Raw genomic sequence first — 871 nt, forward strand, 5'->3', positions numbered from 1 at the left:
AACCATGTTGGTGTAGAAATTAACATGGATCCCTGTGTGGAGGTTGCTGGGGAGCTGCTCCTGAGACGCTGAAGTAGGGGGCCAATGGGGCGAAAAAAGGACTCCGTCCCGCTGGCGCGATGAGAGGCTAGGGAGCAACGACATAGCGATCTTGGGAGAGGCGCTCGTTACCCCGATACACGCTCACCTGCAAATGCTGGGGATCCAGCCGGTGCCGCTCTACACGGATGGGTGGGATCCTCAGGGCGTGGCGGGATCCCCGTCCCAGCACGGACACAATCAGGTTTGGGCCGCGGATCTGAACTCGCAAGCGCACCGGCCAAGGGAAAGGGTTGCGCAGCTTGAGGTCGGCCAAGCCGTACCAAACGGTGGCATCTAAGCCAGGGGGCACCGACTCTACCTGCCGGTAATGGGGGTGCCTCTCCACCACCTCCAGCCCTGCCAAGAGAGCAGCATTGTAAAGGCTGGAGGACACCTGACAGATTCCTCCCCCAACCGAATCCAGGGTTTCGGCCACCATAAACACCGGCGCGGGCACATAGCCTCGTTCCAGGCTGCGCGGCCCCACCACTTGGTTGAAGGAAAAAATCGCTCCTGCCTGTTCCCGTGAGCGTGCTGCAGGCATGATGTAAACCCCATCCAGGCTTTGGGCGGCTTGGCGAATGTTGTGGAGCTGAGAAGGGGTACGCTCCCGCAAAGAAGTCACGTAGTGGCTTAGGGTTGTTGGCGTGGGATCCGTCCACCACAAAGCCAGAAGGGCCAGTAGCGCCCCCACCAACACAGCTAACCTTTGCAGGCCAACCTTTCCTCTCACCTCACACTTTGCCCTTCAGAAGGGGTTTCAAGGACTCCGTCCCGCTGGCGCGAGCGG

General features: G+C 60.4%; 1 protein-coding gene. It reads right to left on the reverse strand.

Annotated features, from left to right (window positions below):
• Positions 1-127: 127 nt before the first annotated feature.
• Complete coding sequence (locus NW856_RS12110; protein WP_414400477.1) at positions 128-814, reverse strand: VanW family protein; 687 nt, start codon at positions 812-814, stop codon at positions 128-130.
• Between the last annotated feature and the right edge of the window lie 57 nt (positions 815-871).

It is taken from the genome of Synechococcus sp. R3-13, assembly GCF_047462195.1.
Lineage (GTDB): Bacteria > Cyanobacteriota > Cyanobacteriia > Thermostichales > Thermostichaceae > Thermostichus.